The sequence below is a fragment of the Paenibacillus dendrobii genome (assembly GCF_009807035.1).
Lineage (GTDB): Bacteria > Bacillota > Bacilli > Paenibacillales > Paenibacillaceae > Paenibacillus_AQ > Paenibacillus_AQ dendrobii.
The window spans coordinates 3,017,856-3,035,281 of record NZ_WUBI01000001.1; the positions used below are offsets into that span (position 1 = coordinate 3,017,856).

Consider the following 17,426-nt stretch of genomic DNA (forward strand, 5'->3'; position numbering starts at 1 on the left):
TCCAAGCGTACATGTAAAGAGAATGAGCAAAAGACAAGTCCGGGCTCTTCGCCAAAATGTCTTTGGATTTGCACAGAAAGGAGCTGCTCACGTGAAAACCGCAATTTGGCTGTATATGTTTTTATTTCTCGCTTTCTTCGATCTTCATGCCCAGTATCCTATCCTAACTCCGTTTGCAGTGTCCCTAGGGGCAGCACCTGTCTTTATTGGCTGGATGATGGGCATTTATGCCCTCACGCATCTGCCGGGGAATTTGATAGCAGGGACCGTGATCGACAAGCATGGCAGCCGGCGCTACATTGTTTTCAGTCTCGTATCCGCCGGGATCGTGCTGCTGCTGCAATCTCAGGTTCATTATCCATGGCAGCTGCTTGCACTCCGCTCCATCAGCGGTTTTGTCCTGGCCTTTCTCTCCCCAGCCTGCCTGACGCTGCTCGCTTCGCTCTCATCCGACAAAATAACCCAGGGTAAATTCATGTCGGGACATGGCGTTGTACATACGCTAGCCTCCGTTGTTTCACCTGCAGCCGGAGCATTTATCGTCGCCAAAGCCGGATACTCAGCCACCTTTCAGAGTCTTGGTTGGCTGCTCATCGCCACCGGCATTATGGCCATTTTCAGCGTGCCCGGAGCACAGCGGACAGCAGTACAAACCACTGGCACGTCTCATGCTGAACCCACCGCGGCCGTTCCCAAACTCCAGGTACCCTTGCGCATTTTCATTCTGCCTTTTGTCATCTCATGCTCCCAAGGCATTTTATTTTTTGAGCTGCCCTTGCGCTCGACAGGCGTGGATGGCATCATGTCGACCGGCATTCTGTTCTCCGTCATGAGCATCGGCGCATTGCTTACGCTAAGTATGCTATTTGTAAACCGTTATTCCCCATACAAGAGAGTTCTTGGCGGCATATTTCTGCTCGCGGTTTGCTTTTACTGTCTCGCCGCACTCCCCATCCCGCTGACCGCCACACTCCTAGTGCTCGGGATGGCGAAAGGGATTATTTTCCCTGCCATGGCTTCGCTATTCATACAGCTGAGCGGCGGCAGCAGACTGGGCAGAGTCTTCTCCCTGCAATCAATCGCGATGTCCATCGGCTCTTTTTTCGGCCCTATCGCTGCCGGACAGCTCCGCACCTTCGTCTCGCCATACTTCATTGCCTTTGTCCTGCTCATGATCGGACTGATGATGCTCCCCATCAGCCGCAAATCCGGTTCCTTGCTGTACCCGAATATCAATCAAAAACCCGTTTCGTGAATCACATTGCAGGTAAACGCCTAAATCCGCACGAATGGGCCACTGTACAAAACTTATGCCTTCCACCCACATAAGATACATTGTGTCATGCGACATAAACGAGAGCGGGGTGATAGGTTTGAGTCATTTTGATCACTGCGGATGTGGTCCTGTAGCGCCGGTTGCTAAGGTAGCTCCAGTCGTTTCGCCAGTCGTTACAGGATGTCACAGCAATGTCGGGGTTGTGTTGGTTCTCTTTATCCTGCTGGTCATTATTCTGCGTGCCTTCTGGTGCTAGATTAATTCAACCTAAAAAGGACGGTCTGCCTAATCCCAAGGACAGATCGTCTTGTTTTTTTTGCATGACCGGCCGGAAAAGAGCTACACTAAGGAAGAACCGGCTCAAATGTCTTTTCTACATTTCCCGGGGAATTTTGATAGGAGTTACTGTCAACTCCTGTACCCGAGGTGAGACCAGCATGCCCATATTTATTGTCGTAGAAGGAAAAAATGACCGCAGCAAACTGCGCCGTCTGCTTCAAGATGACATTCGGATTCTGTGCACGTTCGGCACGCTCAATTCCCTGAAACTAGAGACGTTGCGCAAAGAGATCCGTGATGAAGAGGTCTATTTGTTCATGGACAATGACAGCTCCGGCAAGAAGATTCGCGGCCTTCTTCGTGATGCATTTCCAGATGCGGGACATATATATACCCGGCGCGGCTACCCCGGTGTCGAAGGCACTCCGGACGAATATTTGGTAGCTCAGCTTGAGAAGGCGGGCCTTGATGAATACATCATTTACCCCGATCCCCCATTTTACTCTTGATGCATTAATCCCACAAAAATCGTCTATCGACGTACTTTCGAAGAAAACATTTAACCTGAGTTCCCCCTTGGTGGTATCAGGTTGCGAATACGTGATCTAGAATCTTCCTGCCATTTAAAGAAAAAGCGCCGATGCTCCACCTTCACGGTGAAACAAGCGGCGCTTCCATATGTTCATGCCCTATTACTGCTTGGCCAAATCTTTAACGTCCTTGGCGAGCGACTCAGCTGTGACATTGTCCGTGTCATTCGCGTTATACAGCTTGCGCACCTTATTGTCGCGGTCAACCAGCGCGATGACATTGGAGTGGGCAAAATTATCCTTGTTGTCGCCCATAATACCGATTTTAAATGACTTTTCGGCAAGATCCCTGATTTTTTGGTCATCGCCTCTCAGGAAATACCATCCGTTGTAATCCACGTAAAATTTATCTGCAAACTCTTTAATCTTTTCGCGGGTGTCGACCTTCGGATCGAAAGAAACGGAGACAAATTCCGCGTCTTTTGCAAAGGTACCGTCTTTAATGAGCTGCTTCTGTGTTTGGGAGAGCAGGAATGTCGTTACAGGACATACATCCGGACAGCTGGTATAAAAGAAATAAAAGAGCCTTACCTTCCCTTTCGTATTATCAAGTGTTACCGTCTTGCCATCCACATTCTCCAATGAGAAATCCTCAACTTGTCCCAAAACCGGCAGCTTGGATTTGCCAATCCCCGAACCGGTGTAGATCAGGTAGCCCGCCATCACGACAATCACTGCGAGCAAAATCCATGTCCATTTATAACGTTTCAACATTTCGGTTAACCTCTTCCTCTCTCACGTAGTGAAGCCGTTTGTTCATCTTCGAAACAAAAACAGATCATTTATTCCAGCAGCCTTTGCGTCATGAATACGTATAGCATAACTTTTTCATGTTCATGTGACATGACTCCATAGGGCTATATGTAACAAACTGACGCGAAGACAGGTTTTCAATTCCCCTATAGTAAGGGTACTGTGGGCATTTAAACGATATTGTAAGATCAGGTAGAAGCACTGAGCTTCTACCTGATCTCCAGAAAAAATCCCATGCATCCATGGGATTTGTCCTCGATATATTTTTTAATGCACAGTGTTCAGAATCATCACGATGAGGCTTAGGGTCAAAAAGTTAATCGAGAAGATAAACAGCTTTTTAGCCCAGGCATCGTCATCTTTTGCCGTTAATCCCTTAATGCCGAGGTACAGCCAGAAGAGCGACAACAGTGTTCCGATAATCATAAAGTAAATGCCGGTATAACCGTACGCATACATCAATATTGGAATGGGGACCAACAGCACCAGATACGGAATAATCTGAATTTTGGTGCGTTTGATTCCTTTCACAACAGGCAGAAGCGGGTAACCTGCAGCTCTGTATTCTTCCACGCGGCGAATGCCCAGTGCCCAGAAATGCGGCGGCTGCCACAGAAACAGCAAAGCAAACAGAAGAATGGCTCCAAGATCCACACTATGCGTTACTGCCACATAGCCGATCAATGGAGGCATGGCACCGGAAATGGCACCAACCGAAGTGCTCCATGTCGAAGAGCGTTTCAACCACATGGTATACACGATCGCATACACAAACATCCCGACTGCACCGAAGATGCCGGCAAGAACACCTGAGAAAATAAATAGGTCAGCCAGTCCAAGAACACCGAGTATAAAGGCATACCAGAGCACAGTGGAAGGCTTCAACCGACCTGATGGAAGCACGCGATTACGGGTACGTTCCATCTTTGTGTCGAGTTCACGATCAAAATAATTGTTATATACACAGGCAGAAGCCATGACCAGCACGGTTCCGAGTAGAGTCAAGACCATTTTACCAAACTGAATGTCCCACTGGGACGCGACCCAATACCCTGCAAAAACAGCAATTAGATTAGACCGGATAATCCCGGGTTTCGTAAGTGTAATGAAATCTCTCCAAGTTGCCGACGAATCTGGCGGCGTTTGTTTGATGGAAAGCGTTGCGGAATCCGAAGGAGCCTGGTAACTTAAATGATTGTCCACGCCTTAAGAATCCTCCTTATTCTGTCATTGTGGAGGAAAAGTGCCTCCGCTATAAAGTTTATCATATCAAAAGGTAAAAGTGTTTGACAATCCTCTCCAAAATCATTCACCATTTTGACAATTTGGTGACACATTTTAGTATGGTCAAACCCTTATATATTCATCCAAAAGTGGGTAGTAACTATTATAAGGAAAACATAAGATGCATGTTTTGCAAAATCCTCACACAATGACACTGTGGCGGCAGGAATTGCTTTCCCGGATTTGTTACAATAACAATAAGAACAACATGAAGGAGACATGGTAATGGATACAGCCACACATTTTGTGATGGGACTCAGCCTGGCCGGTCTCGCCTACGTTGATCCAGCGGTTGCCGCAAGCCCCGCGCTTGCCACTGCTGTACTTCTGGGTACGGTCATCGGTTCTCAGGCCCCTGATTTTGACGGGCTCTTACGTTTCAAAAGCAACGCCCTGTACGTGAAGAATCACCGGGGCGTCACGCATTCTCTTCCCTTTCTTGTCATCTGGACCGCACTGATAAGCAGTATTCTGGCTTTACTGTTTGGAACGGTGCCAGCAGGACATATCATTCTCTGGACAGGAGTAGCCGTGTGCGTCCATGTATTCAGCGATTTGTTCAATACGTATGGGACACAGGCGGTTCGGCCGTTCTCGGAACGGTGGATATCCTGGAATATCATTCATATCTTTGATCCGTTTATTTTTGGAACCCACGCCGCAGCAGTACTTCTCTGGAGTACCGGGGCTGCGAAACCCGCCCCGTTATTTCTGGGTCTTTATATCCTGACGGCCATCTATTATGTCTGGCGGACGGTTGTCCATTCGTTAAAGACTGCTGCGGTGAAACGACTTGATCCTACCCGCAAGGCAGGCGAACGATATTTTGTTATTCCGACGGTGAGCTTCCATAAATGGCATGTGGTAAAAGCGCTGCCCGACGGCAGTTATGAAATTGGCGTTCTGAACGGCGACGAATTGGAGTGGCGCAAACATGCATCTACCGAGGAGCATCCCGCTGTGGAGCATTCCAAGCAACATCCGGATGTGCAGGCCTTCCTTTACTTTACTTCGTTTGCTGTTGCAGAAGTAGAGAATCTTCCTTGGGGATATATCGTCCGCTGGGCTGATGTCCGCTACCGCCACCGGAAGCAATACCCGTTTGTGGCCGTACTTGTGATGGATAAACAATTCCAACCGATCAACACCTATGTCGGATGGCTCAGCGCGAAGAAAATGGATAAAAGGCTGTCCATTAATTCCGGCTAAACAGACCTTCGTAGTTAATATAAGGCTGCATCCTACATGGAAGCAGCCTCTTTTTATGTTCTTCCCAATTCAAACTTGACGAAATTTGCCTGGTAGGAGAGAATCACCCTAGAGAGTCATTCTGGCAAACGCAGAAAAGCCCGAAGCGCTTGCAGCGCTCGGGCTGAGATTTAAGCTTGATTATTGACGACCGGACATGGATTGTTCAGCCATTTGGACTAGACGCTTGGTAATGTACCCTCCAAGGGAACCTGTTTCACGGGAAGTCATATTGCCGTAGTATCCGTCCTGAGGAATTTGAACCCCCAGTTCTTGAGCAGCTTCCATCTTCATTTGTTGCAAAGCCGTTCTTGCTTGCGGTACTACCAGATTGTTAGAACGAGATTGAGCCATATTAAGATCTCCCTTCAATTCTGCGTGTGTGTTAGTAACAAGCTTGCAAGCTTAGTATGGCTCGGTCGCTGAGAGTTATACAGAAAAGAATTCATATCTTATCTGGAGGTTTTTTACAATGAGTAAAGGTTTGTCCCTATGGTTCGCATCCTCATCCATATTTCTGCTGGGAGCCGCCGGCATTTCCATAAGCTATAACGGCTGGCTTGCCCTTTTACTGGGCGTAATCGCTATTTGCAATATCGGCTGGGGATTTGTCATCAAGGCCAAGAAGAACCGTGTAAACGGACCGGAAGCCGAGTAACATTTATTTTTTGGGCAGCAGGAAACCCATCCGTTCCTTGACATCGGACAACGTGCGCGATGCGGTTTCCATGGCCTTGTCGGCGCCTTTTGCCAGAATATCGTACAGTTGTCCGGATTCCCTGATTTCATAATATCTTTTTTGCAGAGGTTCCAGCACGCTGACAACGACTTCAGCCAAATCCTTTTTGAAACCGCCGTACATTTGGCCCTCATATTTATTTTGAATCTCTGTTAGAGACATACCGGAACACTCCGAGTAGATGCTCATGAGATTGCTGATTTCTGGCTTTTCCGCAGGGTCATAGCGTACTTCCTTGCCCGAGTCGGTTGTAGCCCGGCTGATTTTTTTGCGGATCTCATCAGGAGTATCCAACAAGGTGATATGACTGCCCGGATTCGGGTTACTCTTGCTCATCTTTTTCGATGCGTCATCCAGTGACATAATTCGCGCCCCTACTTCGGGAATGTAAGGCTCGGGAACCGTGAAATATTCGCCAAAACGGTGGTTGAAGCGACCAGCCAAATCGCGCGCGAGCTCAAGATGCTGCTTTTGGTCTTCGCCGACAGGCACGAGATCAGCATTGTACACCAAAATATCGGCGGCCATCAAAGAAGGATATACAAACAAACCTGCGCCAACGGATTCTTTTCCTGCGGTTTTGTCTTTGAATTGGGTCATGCGTTCCAGCTCGCCCATCGAGGTTAGGGTCGTCAGAATCCAGCCCAGCTCCGCATGCGGCGGCACATGGGACTGCATATACACATTGGCTTTATCGGGATCAATGCCTGCTGCGATGAACAGGGCTGCAACAGCTTCCGACTGTTCTCTCAGGGCTTTCGGTTCCTGTGCTACCGTGATGGCATGCAGATCCACGACCATAAAGTTGCAGGCATAGTCATTTTGCAGCTTCACAAAGTTTTTCATGGCTCCAATATAATTTCCCAGCGTCAGCTTGCCGCTTGGCTGGATTCCGGAAAGTACAGTTTTCATGGGAAATCCCTCCATTGATTAATAAATATACAAAAAGGCCCCACGCCCGCAAGGGACGTGAGACCGTGGTGCCACCCTTATTTGCTGTTCTTCCTTCGCACATCGCATGAGCAATACATACAAAGAAACTGAAACAGCCTTCTAATTCCTTAACGTGGAATGAGCCGACCGGTCTACGCGGGAAGAAGCCTCTTCCGTTCAACTCGGCACTCAAGGGTCCATTCGGCAAAATCGGCCCCACCGGTTCACATCAACCACCGGCTTTCTGAAGGTTATGCCGTCTTTGCTTACTTGTCCCTGTCATCGTGTTCCTGTAATCATTGAAAGCCTTTAATCACTGCCTATGATATAGCTGAAGTTGCCAAATTGTCAAATCCCTTTTTAAGTAAAAAGCGGTTTGTGTTCTACAGGCTGCTTCGAGGTCGTTTTTTTTACGCACAGCCGTAAAATCTGGTATGATATCAATTAAGTAGTTTCAACGTAACGATCTGAATTATAGTGGGAAAAGGAGCATCGATATGAAACAAGTGACCAAAGGGCAATGGAATGGTTACGACACGTACATTCTTCATAGTCGCGAGCTTGAAGTCACGCTGCTGCCGTGGCTGGGGAACAATGTGATTTCCATCTGGGACAACATCATGAGCAGACAAGTCATTCGAAGACCCGATGAAAATGATTTGGCATTTTATATGCAAAAACCCTATCATTTCGGTATGCCGATGCTCATTCCGCCGGGCAGAATTCGCGGAGGCCATTTTGAATATGAGGGCCGGGAATACCAATTCGACCGCAATACCGCAGGTGATAATCACATTCACGGGTTGCACCGTACCCAGCCTTGGAGAGTCAGTGATATTGAGGAAGATGAAGATGGCTGCGCTGTAACGACCGAATTTCTTACCGCAGACGATCCCCACTGGATGGAGCAGTTTCCGGCTCCTCTCAAACTTGAAATGACCATGCGGCTGCAGGGTGACCGTTTGACCCAGCATCTGAAAGTTACCCATTTGGGCGATCAGCCTGTGCCTTTCGGCATTGGTTTTCATACTTGGTTCCTTTTGGACCAACAACCCGATGCTTGGACTCTCCATCTGCCTGTAGATGGGATCTATGGCTTGGACCAGGACTTGCTGACTACGGGTGACGTGCTCCCTCTTGGGGCATTGCAGCAACTTAATGATGGCATGAATTTGCAAGGGACGAATTTTGACACGCTGCTACGGATCGGAAAAGGCCAGCCTGCAGAGGCTACCCTACTGCGCAGCGATGGCTACGGATTCAAATATTCAGCGGATCCTCAGTATTATAAACACTGGGTCCTGTATACCAAAGGAGAAGCGAATGAGTTTCTCTGCATTGAGCCTTACACCTGGCTGCCAAACGCGCCTAACCTGCCGGTTGGGCCCGATGTGACCGGGCTTATCCGCCTCGAACCCAAGCAGTCCATCGAGATGGATTTGAAGTTAAGTATGGTATACCCTATCGAGTCATAAAATCAAGGCGAGCTTAGGCGGTTTCCGAAGTCTTTCGGTAAACCGCCTTTTTGTGTTTCAGTCATAAATTTCCAGCGTTTTCATTATCTTTTGCTGCATGTTTTCAAATCTTTATAACCATAATAACTTCAACAAGTTCGAAGGAGGTGACAAACATGGGTCAAGCAGGACAAAACCAAGGACGCGGCAATCGCTCCAACAATCTGGTGGTACCTCAAGCTAACTCCGCTCTTCAACAAATGAAGTTTGAAGCAGCTCAAGAGTTGGGTGTACAAATTCCGGCAGACGGATACTACGGCAATATGACTTCCCGTGAGACTGGTTCTTTGGGAGGCTATATTACGAAACGTCTGGTGCAAATGGCTGAACAGCAGCTTTCCGGTCGTCAATAATCTGCTTTTGGCATTTGTAAATGTGATATCATGTCGATCATCGGCAAGGCGTGAGCCGTACCCTGTGATCATACGGTCAAATCCGTTAGAAAAGGCAACCTTTGTACAAAGGTTGCCTTTTTTGCGTAAAATAAAGTCTTATTATGTTCGATAATGTTGCTGTTATGAGATCAAGCTTGTCGTAATTAAAAAACCATTTTTGATGTATTTCTATAAACGATTCATAAGTGCGATTAAAATTTAATAAATTTCGGTTAGAGGATCCTGATATGTATGTCGAGGGTAACGGATCATTAAATTAGCCATATTATAATTCGATTCCAGAATGGCATCGACTACAATCATCCCCTGCCGTACGGCAAATTCATAGCTTATCTCACCATGAGTCCAATGCCTTTTATATTTCAAACTTTCCAGCGCCATGATACGAAATGATGAATATTGTACGGGAGTCAGTCCGGAATCCTCAGAGCGCAGTTCCCCATTTCGACCCTCCAGCGGATTATGGCGTATTCCGAATTTGCCAATCGCATTATTGCGTATTTGCACAAACACTGTTCCCGAGGATAGGCCTGAAAGCTCTTCTTCGAGCTCTTTAAAGACAATATCAATCTGTCTTGCTAGGGATAATTGCTCGGTTTTTATCATTTTCTTCCTCCTCTCTTCAGTTTTCGTCAAAACTATTTAGGGCTTATGACTCATTATAAGACAGGGTACTGAATCACACAACATAATCAAACATAATTGGGTATTTATTACTATAATTTTCACGAATTCGATTTTATTTTCGCCAATTTTCCGCTAATTTTCTATTTATTACGACAAATTAACCATTTATATTTTATTTCCTGCACACATAAAAAACGGGATGTCCCATCTTAGGATGGTACCTCCCGTTTTCGCTAATCAATGACTTTTTCGACTCATTTCTGCTTACGCCAGTGATTCCGTCATATTCAAAAATTCCTCAATATCACGTGTCAGCAGATCGGATGCACCCTGCCAGAAATCACGTCCCGTCAAATCAGCATTCAAATGTTTTTTCGCGAGTTCTTCCACCGTCATGGCGCCGGTATCTTTCAGCAATGCATCGTACTTATCCGCGAAGCTGCTGCCCTGCTGCAGAGCCTGCGCATAGATGCCTGTGCTGAACATATACCCGAAGGTGTACGGGAAGTTATAGAACGGCACTCCAGTAATATAGAAATGAAGCTTGGAGCACCAGAACGTAGGCTCGTATTCCGACAATGCTTCACAATAAGCTTCCTTCTGAGCCTCCTCCATCAGATCGTTCAGCTCCTGAACGCTCAAAAGACCGTTTTTGCGTTTTTCGTAGAAGCGGGTTTCAAACAAGAAGCGGGCATGTATATTCATGTAGAACGCTACGCTGCGTTGAATCTTGTCTTCCAGCAGCACCAGCTTCTCCTGCTCGTCGCTTGCTTTTTTCACCATAGCGTCAGCCACGATCATTTCAGCCAGCGTAGAAGCCGTTTCGGCCACATTCATGGCATAAAGTTGGTTTAACGGCGGCAATTCATTCATGACATGCTGATGATAGCCATGTCCCAGCTCATGCGCAAGAGTGGACACATTGGAAGCCGTGCCGCTGTATGTCATGAAGATGCGGGTTGCTTTGCTCACCTTAAGCGATGTACAGAAACCTCCCGGACGTTTGCCTGGACGATCCTCGGCTTCAATCCACGATTTATCAAAGGCCATTTCGGCGAAGTCTGCCATTTTCGGACTGAATTTGCGGAATTGATCTACGATGGTTTCCGCAGCCTCCTGATAGGAAACTTTCGAGGAAACCTTCCCGATTGGAGCATCCACGTCTACCCAGCTCAGCTTCTCTACGCCCAACAGCTTGGCTTTACGCTCCATATATTTCAAAAGCAATGGTTTGTTGTCTTGAATAACACTCCACATCGAATCCAGGGTAGCGTTCGACATCCGGTTAATTGCCAGCGGCTCCTTCAAAACTTCGTCCCAGCCACGGCGTTCATACAACTTCAATCTGAAGCCGCCAAGATGGTTCAGTGTATCTCCGCAGTAATCGGCTTTGTCCGCCCAAGCTTCCTTCCATTTCACGAACATGGCGTCACGGACCTCTTTATCCGCATCATACAGCTTGTTATGGGCCTGTCCTGCGGAAAGAAGCACGGTTTCCCCGTCAACCTCAAATGGAATTTTTACATGGCTGACAATCGTATCATAATGATCGCTCCATCCATGATAACCGTCCACTGCCAGATCCAATGCCAGACTTTCCAGTTCCGGACTCATCTTTTCGCGGGCCTGCTCCCGGCTTTCATTCATCACATAAGAAATAGCTTGGATCTCTTCGCGCTCCATCCACGCTTTCCATGTTTGATCATCCGTACGGCCTTTGATATCGTCGAACTGGGTGATGATCGTTTTCAAAAGAGCAAGCAAGTTCGATACCCTGCCGGATAGTTGGACCGCTTTGGTGTCGCCTTGATCCTGAGCTTGCAGGCAGCTTACGAATGCACTGCCTTCAGAGATACGGGAAATGCAGCTTCCAATGTCAGAAATCATTGCGTCAAACGCTTTCGTTTCTTCAAGATTGGTTGGCACAGTTGCGGACTGGACATCCGTTTTCAGTTTCAGGAGATCCTTTTCAAGGGTATCCATAAAAGCTTGATATTCGGAGGAAGCAGATCCTCCCGGAAAGATGGATTCCAGATCCCAGGTCAATTTCAAATTGTTATTCATTGCAGATCACCATTCCTTTTATATAGGTTTAGGATTTCATTTGATTGATTTTCATGATAAGGTGTATGAAAACATCCAGAGAGACAGCGTGTAGTTGCTGTTTTCTTGCATCGATGTACTTTCGAAGCCAGTAAGTCCCGCGTTCACTTATTGTTTCATGCAATGACCAATCAAAGGACTCGTATACATTCATTGGAGGGATGCTCGTCATGAGACCACTGCAAATATCACCGGAAACGGCCGTTAAGCTGTCGCAAAAACTGGGAGTTCCGCTTGAACATCTCATGCACATGCCGCAGCATATTCTGCTGCAAAAAATCGCCGAGCTTGGTAGAGAACAACCGGACAAGGATCAAGCGGATAAGAAGGAAGAACAATGATTCCTTTTGCCAATACATGGCCTTACGACAAGCAAATGGGCGACATTTATGTGCATGAATGCCCATTTTGCGGAGCCGGCAATGTAAGGCTGAATCTCAAGCCCAGTGAACTGAAAAGTGTCAATGAAGGCCGGAAAAAGCTGGTCGTCTTCCCTTGCTGCAGCAGCCGATTAAATGTACTCGAAACGGATCATGATTATTTACGGTTTGACCAGCCCGTCCGCTAAAAAGCTAATGTCCTTAGACAAAACACGCATATCCTTATGCGTGTTTTGTGCTTGCTTGGGAATCAAGCCGGGCTCATTTCCTCCGGAAGCTCCAGCTTACGTGCCAGCATCTGCTCGCGGAGAACGCCCCATTGCTCACGTGATGCCCGGATCATCGCCGCATCCACAATGCTCTTATCGTTTATGACCCTTGAGAACCACTTGACCGCAAGGTTGAATTCACCGATTCGGCGGTTCATTTCCCCGATCAGATAGAGCAGTCTGGCATTATTAGCCCCCACACCCTCTAGCTCATAAACCTTTATGTATGATTCCAGGGAGTGTTTCAAGAAACGCTTCTCCTGCTCCTCATCCCCTTTGTAACGATACAGCCAGGCGATATGATGAAGCAGACTTGCAATGATTCGTTCCTTCTCTCCAATGGTCTGAGCGACAAGCAAAGCCAGCTTGTACGTTTCCAGCGCAGCTTCCCATTCCCTGTGACCGCTAAAATCGCGTTCAATCCAGCGGCTGCTGATTTTGTCGGCAAATCTCTTTTTCTGCGCATCATTCAAGCGTTCGGTCGAATTTTCCGTTGAAGCAAAACCGCATTTCGGACAAACTCTGACAACGTAATAATCCGGATTCTCATCCTTGTAGTAGGCACAAAAATCGGAGTCAGTCCGGATTGCCTTTTTGAAGCTGGGACGTACTCGCGAGGTTTTAAATTCATGCTCGCAGTAATAGCAGGTCACTTTGATGGAGTATAGCGGTTCTAATGTCACATCCCCACGTTCCTTTCATGTCTTTCGTTCTAGATCTCCCACGATCCAAGGTGTATTTTGCAAAAATTGACAAGCAGGACCCGAAAGCAGAAATGAGGCGCGATGGCTTCATTTTAGCAAGTGAAAATTATTCCCATTATATCAAAAAAAACAAAAAAAGGCGCTAAACGTTTGTTTAGCACCTGAGAGTATTTAGTAGCTGCTCCAATCCTCTTCGCCGGAATGGACCAGTGAGGCGCGAATGACATACACGAAAGCGCAGACAAGAACACCGGCGACAATACTCATGATCTCATCACTCCATCCATATATTGAAATTTGAATATTGAATAGTAGTTGGTTTGTATATTTTAACATACATCTGTCAAAAAAACATTATTATTTGTAAACGCTTTCTACGTTTTTTTGTACTGTTTGTCCGATGTAATTCATAAATATAGGATAACTGGTTTGATTCTAACGACCCATACACTTGCAGGAAGGTGTGACTATGTCCTTAAAAAAACTGGGTCTTCCTCTGATGTTGGCTTCCTTCACGGGTTTGCTGCTGTTAATGAGCATATTTCCAGGAGCTTATCTCGAATCCGCCCTGCGCGGACTGGCCATCTGGTGGGATGTTCTCTTCCCTTCGCTATTCCCGTTTTTTATCATTTCGGAAATGATGCTTGGTTTTGGCATTGTGCATTTATTCGGTACGCTCATGGACCCTCTGATGAAGCCGCTATTCCGTATTCCGGGCAGCGGGGGCTTTGTCGCAGCGATGGGTTACGTGTCCGGATATCCCATAGGTGCCAAGCTGACGGCCAAGCTGTGGGAACAGAACATGATCTCCAGGGACGAAGGCGAAAGACTGGTGGCATTTACAACGTCCTCGGATCCTATTTTTCTCATCGGAGCAGTATCCGTCGGATTCTTCCACGACCCGACCATTGCAGTCATTCTGGCAACAGCTCATTATGGCGGCGGCCTTCTGATCGGACTTCTCATGCGTTTCCATGGCAAACAAAGTGCTACACCTGCCGGCATTATCCATTCTGGTATGAAGACAAAACCGGATACGGAGACGCCTGTGGAAGGCACCCGGGTCCAGCGAGCATTCCGCGCGATGCACAGAGCCAGAATGCAAGACGGCCGGAGCATGGGGGAGATGCTGCGGCAGGCGGTTGAATCCTCATTAAAGCTTATTATTGTCGTTGGAGGACTTGTTGTATTCTTTTCCGTATTCCTTGAGCTGCTGACACAAGCCGGGGTGATGAGAAGCCTCTACTTCATCCTCGACAAAATGCTCACGACTGTCGGATTCCCGGCTTCATTATCCGAGTCGCTGATTGGAGGTCTTTTTGAAGTAACGCTAGGGGCACGTTCTGCCGGGGAAGCGGCTCTCTCGGTGCCCTTGCCCTACAAAGCGGCGGCTGCGGCCTTTATACTCTCCTGGGGCGGACTTTCCGTTCACGCCCAGATTGCGAGCATTCTGCATGCGACAAATTTGCGCTATTTGCCTTTTATGATTGCCCGTCTGATCCATGCGATCTTGGCAGCGGGACTTGTCTTGCTGTTATGGAATCCACTCATGGGCAAATACACGTCTTCTGCCGTATCCAGTCCTCAAATAGTCACGGGGTTGGTTCCAGCAGCAGGCGAATTCGCGGACCGGATTGCCTATTTTTGCCTCCTGATTGTGTTCATTACCGCGGTCTCTGCATTGTGGGGTTGGATACGCACTTTATGGCGCCCCGGAAACCGGAAGCCGGCCAAATGAACATTGTGTTATGCTCCGATATTGTTTATGATCGTTATATACCCAAATAAAGGAGCTTAACTCTCTTGAGATATTATGTCCTGGATCGCGGTGATCAGTTGTCCGTTGATTTAAGCGAGCAGTTCCATAAGCTAGCCGCACAGCGCGGGTTTCGTTTGGATGCCGAATCTCCCGAAATTGTCATTTCGATAGGTGGAGACGGTACCATGCTTCATGCCTTTCATACGTTTATCGACCACATTCCCGATATCGCTTTTGTTGGGGTCCACACTGGCCATCTCGGTTTTTACGCCGACTGGCAGGCAGACGAGCTGCCTCAACTGATCGACCTGATGAGCTCAGCCAGCAAATCCGGCTCCATCCGGCCTCGAATCGTAAGATACCCGCTGCTTGAGCTGGAAATCCATCGAAAATCGGGCAATGCTTCCTATATTGCACTCAATGAGTTCACTCTCAAAGGCGTCGATGGAACGGTCGTTGCCCAAGTGGATATTAACGATCAGACCTTCGAAATGTTCCGAGGCGACGGCATCTGCATTTCAACGCCATCAGGCAGTACCGCCTACAATAAAAGTCTTGGCGGAGCCATGGTTCATCCGACGATTGAAGCGCTGCAGATTGCGGAAATCGCTTCGATCAATAATCGTGTCTTCCGTACAATGGGTTCTCCCTTGCTGCTGCCAAAACATCATCACTCCGATATCTTCTCGCGGAAGGAACAGCGCCTGCTGCTTACCATCGACCATGTTAACATTCAGGTTGACGATCTGATCTCGGTACGCTGCCAGGTTGCCAAAGAAAAAGTCAGCTTTGCCCGCTACCGTCCATTCCCGTTCTGGAATCGCGTTAGAGAAGCCTTCCTTGGATAAAAAACAAACCTCTTGATATAATTAAAAACAACATAAAAAAGCGGCTCCCTATTGGGAACCGCTTTTCGCTTTTTCCGACTTTTCCTGTTTCTCGGATTTATCATGTTTTTCCGGTTTATCAGATTTATCCGGTTTATCAGATTTATCTGGTTTATCGGGCTTATCGTGTTTCTCCGATTTTTCAACCTTTTCCTGTTTTTCCGGTTGCTTGTCCTTCTCCGGTTTTTCTGCCCGCTCAGCTTTATCGGTCTTCTCCGGCTTTTCCTTTTCCTTCTCTTTCGGCTGGCCGTCCCGGTTCTTTTGCAGAACGAAGTAAGCGCATCCGAAATTACAATATTCATTGATGTAATCCACCATTCCGGAAAAGGCCGTGTCTTTGGTGGATTTAGGGTGTTTATCCCGGTAAAATCCCTTTAACCGCAGTTGGTTATAGCCCCAGTCTCCTACGATATAATCGTACCGATCCAGCACCTCGCTGTACCGGTCGCGAAAGGCTTCAGGGTTCCAGCCGTTTTTATGGTCTTTCAGCAGCTCGTAGCTTTTTCCGCCTATGAGAATCAATTGTGCTCCCCCTGCCTTTCGTTTACAGAAAAATATTGATTATTGCTGCCCCGCCGCAGACTTCACTTGCTCATGGGCATGATAGGAGCTTCGCACAAGCGGACCGGATTCCACGTGGCTGAATCCTCTCTGCATGCCTTCTTCCTTCAGCTTGGCAAACTCGTCCGGATGGTAGTATTTAACAACGTTCAAATGCTGCGGAGATGGTTGCAAATATTGGCCGATGGTCATGATATTGCAGTCGACAGCGCGCAGATCGTCCATGGACTGCAGGATCTCATCGTACTCCTCACCTACACCTAGCATGATGCTCGACTTGGTCGGAATATTAGGCTGCATTTCCTTCGCTCTTTTTAGCAGCTCCAAGGAACGGTCGTATTTTGCTTTCGCGCGCACGCGATTCGACATGCGTTCCACCGTTTCAATGTTGTGGTTCAGGATATCCGGCTTCGCATCCATAACGACTTTTAGCGCATCCCAATTTCCCATGAAGTCAGGAATGAGAACCTCTACGCTGCACAGGGGCAAGCGCTTGCGGATAGCTTTAACGGTTTCAGCGAAAATCATTGCGCCCCCGTCAGACAGATCATCCCGCGCGACGCTTGTCACAACACAGTGGTTCAATCCCATGTTCTCTGCGGCTTCTGCCACCCGTTCAGGCTCCTGCAAGTCCAGCTCGGTTGGTCTTCCCGTATTGACTGCACAAAAACGGCAGGCACGCGTACAAATATCGCCCAAAATCATAAAGGTCGCTGTACGGTTAGCCCAGCATTCGTATATGTTAGGGCATCGCGCTTCTTCACACACGGTATGTAGTGTCTTCGAGCGCATCATGCTCTTGATCTCCTGATAGTTGTCACCGGTCGTCAGTTTGATGCGAATCCAGTCCGGCTTTGGTTCCTTGACGGTTTGTTTAGGCAATGATCTGACCTTCTTTCGCTCAAGATTAACTTCTGCATGCCCCATATTATATCATGAAATACCCCAAAATACTTCCATTTCCCAAGAGGTATAGATTGAACTATGGTTTTGTAATGCTCCCTCTGGTAACAGCAGCTCATGTTCAGAGTCATTACTTTCTTTCGTTCATTTCTATATGGATAAAATGACTTCTCTTGTACCAATCTAAGCTTATGTCCGCACCGACCGGAAAAAAGCTGCCAG

General features: G+C 47.5%; 20 protein-coding genes and 1 other annotated feature. Of the genes, 11 read left to right on the top strand and 9 right to left on the bottom strand.

Going from position 1 to position 17,426, the window contains the following annotated elements; all coding sequences use genetic code 11:
* Positions 1–91 precede the first annotated feature (91 nt).
* From GRF59_RS13285 to GRF59_RS13290, 3 genes are all read left to right on the top strand, one after another.
* Positions 92–1,255: an MFS transporter gene (locus GRF59_RS13285; RefSeq protein WP_160497990.1), complete on the top strand. Its 1,164-nt coding sequence runs from the start codon at positions 92–94 to the stop codon at positions 1,253–1,255.
* A 118-nt stretch (positions 1,256–1,373) separates the two neighbouring features.
* Entirely contained in the window at positions 1,374–1,532 is a 159-nt protein-coding gene (locus tag GRF59_RS29400; RefSeq protein WP_202128563.1) for a hypothetical protein, read from the top strand.
* Positions 1,533–1,713: 181 nt separating this feature from the next.
* Complete coding sequence (locus GRF59_RS13290) at positions 1,714–2,064, top strand: toprim domain-containing protein (protein ID WP_160497991.1); 351 nt, start codon at positions 1,714–1,716, stop codon at positions 2,062–2,064.
* Positions 2,065–2,247: 183 nt separating this feature from the next.
* Here GRF59_RS13290 and GRF59_RS13295 read toward each other — a convergent pair whose 3' ends face one another.
* Both GRF59_RS13295 and cyoE read right to left on the bottom strand, forming a co-directional pair.
* Positions 2,248–2,859: an SCO family protein gene (locus GRF59_RS13295; protein WP_160497992.1), complete on the bottom strand. Its 612-nt coding sequence runs from the start codon at positions 2,857–2,859 to the stop codon at positions 2,248–2,250.
* Between the two features lie 306 nt (positions 2,860–3,165).
* Positions 3,166–4,101, bottom strand: coding sequence for a heme o synthase (gene cyoE, locus GRF59_RS13300; protein ID WP_160497993.1), 936 nt, complete (start codon positions 4,099–4,101; stop codon positions 3,166–3,168).
* Between the two features lie 306 nt (positions 4,102–4,407).
* Here cyoE and GRF59_RS13305 point away from each other — a divergent pair, with 306 nt between their 5' ends.
* Entirely contained in the window at positions 4,408–5,391 is a 984-nt protein-coding gene (locus GRF59_RS13305; RefSeq protein WP_160497994.1) for a metal-dependent hydrolase, read from the top strand.
* A gap of 180 nt (positions 5,392–5,571) precedes the next feature.
* Here GRF59_RS13305 and GRF59_RS13310 read toward each other — a convergent pair whose 3' ends face one another.
* Positions 5,572–5,784, bottom strand: coding sequence for an alpha/beta-type small acid-soluble spore protein (locus GRF59_RS13310; protein WP_160497995.1), 213 nt, complete (start codon positions 5,782–5,784; stop codon positions 5,572–5,574).
* 118 nt (positions 5,785–5,902) lie between these two features.
* Between GRF59_RS13310 and GRF59_RS13315 the strand changes: the two genes are divergently transcribed.
* Entirely contained in the window at positions 5,903–6,088 is a 186-nt protein-coding gene (locus GRF59_RS13315; RefSeq protein ID WP_160497996.1) for a hypothetical protein, read from the top strand.
* A gap of 3 nt (positions 6,089–6,091) precedes the next feature.
* Here the strand turns inward: GRF59_RS13315 and trpS are convergent, their stop codons facing one another.
* Positions 6,092–7,081, bottom strand: a complete 990-nt coding sequence (gene trpS / locus GRF59_RS13320; RefSeq protein WP_160497997.1) for a tryptophan--tRNA ligase — start codon at positions 7,079–7,081, stop codon at positions 6,092–6,094.
* Positions 7,082–7,129: 48 nt separating this feature from the next.
* Positions 7,130–7,394: a binding site (T-box leader), on the bottom strand.
* Positions 7,395–7,599: 205 nt separating this feature from the next.
* On the opposite strand from trpS, the gene GRF59_RS13325 reads away from it, so the two are divergent.
* Together GRF59_RS13325 and GRF59_RS13330 are read left to right on the top strand one after the other, a co-directional pair.
* Positions 7,600–8,577: an aldose 1-epimerase gene (locus GRF59_RS13325; protein ID WP_160497998.1), complete on the top strand. Its 978-nt coding sequence runs from the start codon at positions 7,600–7,602 to the stop codon at positions 8,575–8,577.
* A gap of 155 nt (positions 8,578–8,732) precedes the next feature.
* Complete coding sequence (locus GRF59_RS13330) at positions 8,733–8,969, top strand: alpha/beta-type small acid-soluble spore protein (RefSeq protein ID WP_160497999.1); 237 nt, start codon at positions 8,733–8,735, stop codon at positions 8,967–8,969.
* Positions 8,970–9,209: 240 nt separating this feature from the next.
* On the opposite strand, the gene GRF59_RS13335 is transcribed toward GRF59_RS13330, so the two are convergent.
* On the bottom strand, positions 9,210–9,617 hold the full coding sequence (locus GRF59_RS13335) for an O-methyltransferase (RefSeq protein ID WP_160498000.1): 408 nt from the start codon (positions 9,615–9,617) through the stop codon (positions 9,210–9,212).
* A 285-nt stretch (positions 9,618–9,902) separates the two neighbouring features.
* Positions 9,903–11,702 carry a M3 family oligoendopeptidase gene (locus tag GRF59_RS13340; protein WP_160498001.1) on the bottom strand — a complete coding sequence of 600 codons (1,800 nt, stop codon included), beginning with the start codon at positions 11,700–11,702 and terminating at the stop codon, positions 9,903–9,905.
* 209 nt (positions 11,703–11,911) lie between these two features.
* On the opposite strand from GRF59_RS13340, the gene GRF59_RS13345 reads away from it, so the two are divergent.
* Positions 11,912–12,082 (top strand): YycC family protein, encoded by a 171-nt coding sequence (locus tag GRF59_RS13345; protein ID WP_160498002.1) that lies wholly within the window; start codon positions 11,912–11,914, stop codon positions 12,080–12,082.
* Positions 12,079–12,309 carry a hypothetical protein gene (locus tag GRF59_RS13350; RefSeq protein ID WP_160498003.1) on the top strand — a complete coding sequence of 77 codons (231 nt, stop codon included), beginning with the start codon at positions 12,079–12,081 and terminating at the stop codon, positions 12,307–12,309. Before GRF59_RS13345 ends, GRF59_RS13350 begins: the two co-directional genes overlap by 4 nt.
* A gap of 62 nt (positions 12,310–12,371) precedes the next feature.
* On the opposite strand, the gene GRF59_RS13355 is transcribed toward GRF59_RS13350, so the two are convergent.
* Positions 12,372–13,073 carry a DUF2225 domain-containing protein gene (locus tag GRF59_RS13355; RefSeq protein ID WP_160498004.1) on the bottom strand — a complete coding sequence of 234 codons (702 nt, stop codon included), beginning with the start codon at positions 13,071–13,073 and terminating at the stop codon, positions 12,372–12,374.
* Between the two features lie 490 nt (positions 13,074–13,563).
* Here GRF59_RS13355 and ylbJ point away from each other — a divergent pair, with 490 nt between their 5' ends.
* Together ylbJ and GRF59_RS13365 are read left to right on the top strand one after the other, a co-directional pair.
* Complete coding sequence (gene ylbJ, locus GRF59_RS13360) at positions 13,564–14,832, top strand: sporulation integral membrane protein YlbJ (protein ID WP_160498005.1); 1,269 nt, start codon at positions 13,564–13,566, stop codon at positions 14,830–14,832.
* Between the two features lie 65 nt (positions 14,833–14,897).
* The gene (locus GRF59_RS13365; protein WP_160498006.1) at positions 14,898–15,701 is read left to right on the top strand and encodes an NAD kinase; all 804 of its coding nucleotides are present in this window, start codon (positions 14,898–14,900) and stop codon (positions 15,699–15,701) included.
* Between the two features lie 48 nt (positions 15,702–15,749).
* Here GRF59_RS13365 and GRF59_RS13370 read toward each other — a convergent pair whose 3' ends face one another.
* Both GRF59_RS13370 and lipA read right to left on the bottom strand, forming a co-directional pair.
* Positions 15,750–16,262, bottom strand: a complete 513-nt coding sequence (locus tag GRF59_RS13370; RefSeq protein WP_160498007.1) for a YutD family protein — start codon at positions 16,260–16,262, stop codon at positions 15,750–15,752.
* A gap of 39 nt (positions 16,263–16,301) precedes the next feature.
* Positions 16,302–17,183, bottom strand: coding sequence for a lipoyl synthase (gene lipA / locus GRF59_RS13375; protein WP_423802940.1), 882 nt, complete (start codon positions 17,181–17,183; stop codon positions 16,302–16,304).
* Between the last annotated feature and the right edge of the window lie 243 nt (positions 17,184–17,426).

Coding starts and splice junctions, on each gene's coding strand:
- GRF59_RS13290 (WP_160497991.1), top strand. CDS start 1,714: ATGCCCATATTTATTGTCGTAGAAGGAAAAAATGACCGCAGCAAACTG.
- GRF59_RS13295 (WP_160497992.1), bottom strand. CDS start 2,859: ATGTTGAAACGTTATAAATGGACATGGATTTTGCTCGCAGTGATTGTC.
- GRF59_RS13305 (WP_160497994.1), top strand. CDS start 4,408: ATGGATACAGCCACACATTTTGTGATGGGACTCAGCCTGGCCGGTCTC.
- GRF59_RS13310 (WP_160497995.1), bottom strand. CDS start 5,784: ATGGCTCAATCTCGTTCTAACAATCTGGTAGTACCGCAAGCAAGAACG.
- GRF59_RS13315 (WP_160497996.1), top strand. CDS start 5,903: ATGAGTAAAGGTTTGTCCCTATGGTTCGCATCCTCATCCATATTTCTG.
- trpS (WP_160497997.1), bottom strand. CDS start 7,081: ATGAAAACTGTACTTTCCGGAATCCAGCCAAGCGGCAAGCTGACGCTG.
- GRF59_RS13325 (WP_160497998.1), top strand. CDS start 7,600: ATGAAACAAGTGACCAAAGGGCAATGGAATGGTTACGACACGTACATT.
- GRF59_RS13330 (WP_160497999.1), top strand. CDS start 8,733: ATGGGTCAAGCAGGACAAAACCAAGGACGCGGCAATCGCTCCAACAAT.
- GRF59_RS13335 (WP_160498000.1), bottom strand. CDS start 9,617: ATGATAAAAACCGAGCAATTATCCCTAGCAAGACAGATTGATATTGTC.
- GRF59_RS13340 (WP_160498001.1), bottom strand. CDS start 11,702: ATGAATAACAATTTGAAATTGACCTGGGATCTGGAATCCATCTTTCCG.
- GRF59_RS13345 (WP_160498002.1), top strand. CDS start 11,912: ATGAGACCACTGCAAATATCACCGGAAACGGCCGTTAAGCTGTCGCAA.
- GRF59_RS13350 (WP_160498003.1), top strand. CDS start 12,079: ATGATTCCTTTTGCCAATACATGGCCTTACGACAAGCAAATGGGCGAC.
- ylbJ (WP_160498005.1), top strand. CDS start 13,564: ATGTCCTTAAAAAAACTGGGTCTTCCTCTGATGTTGGCTTCCTTCACG.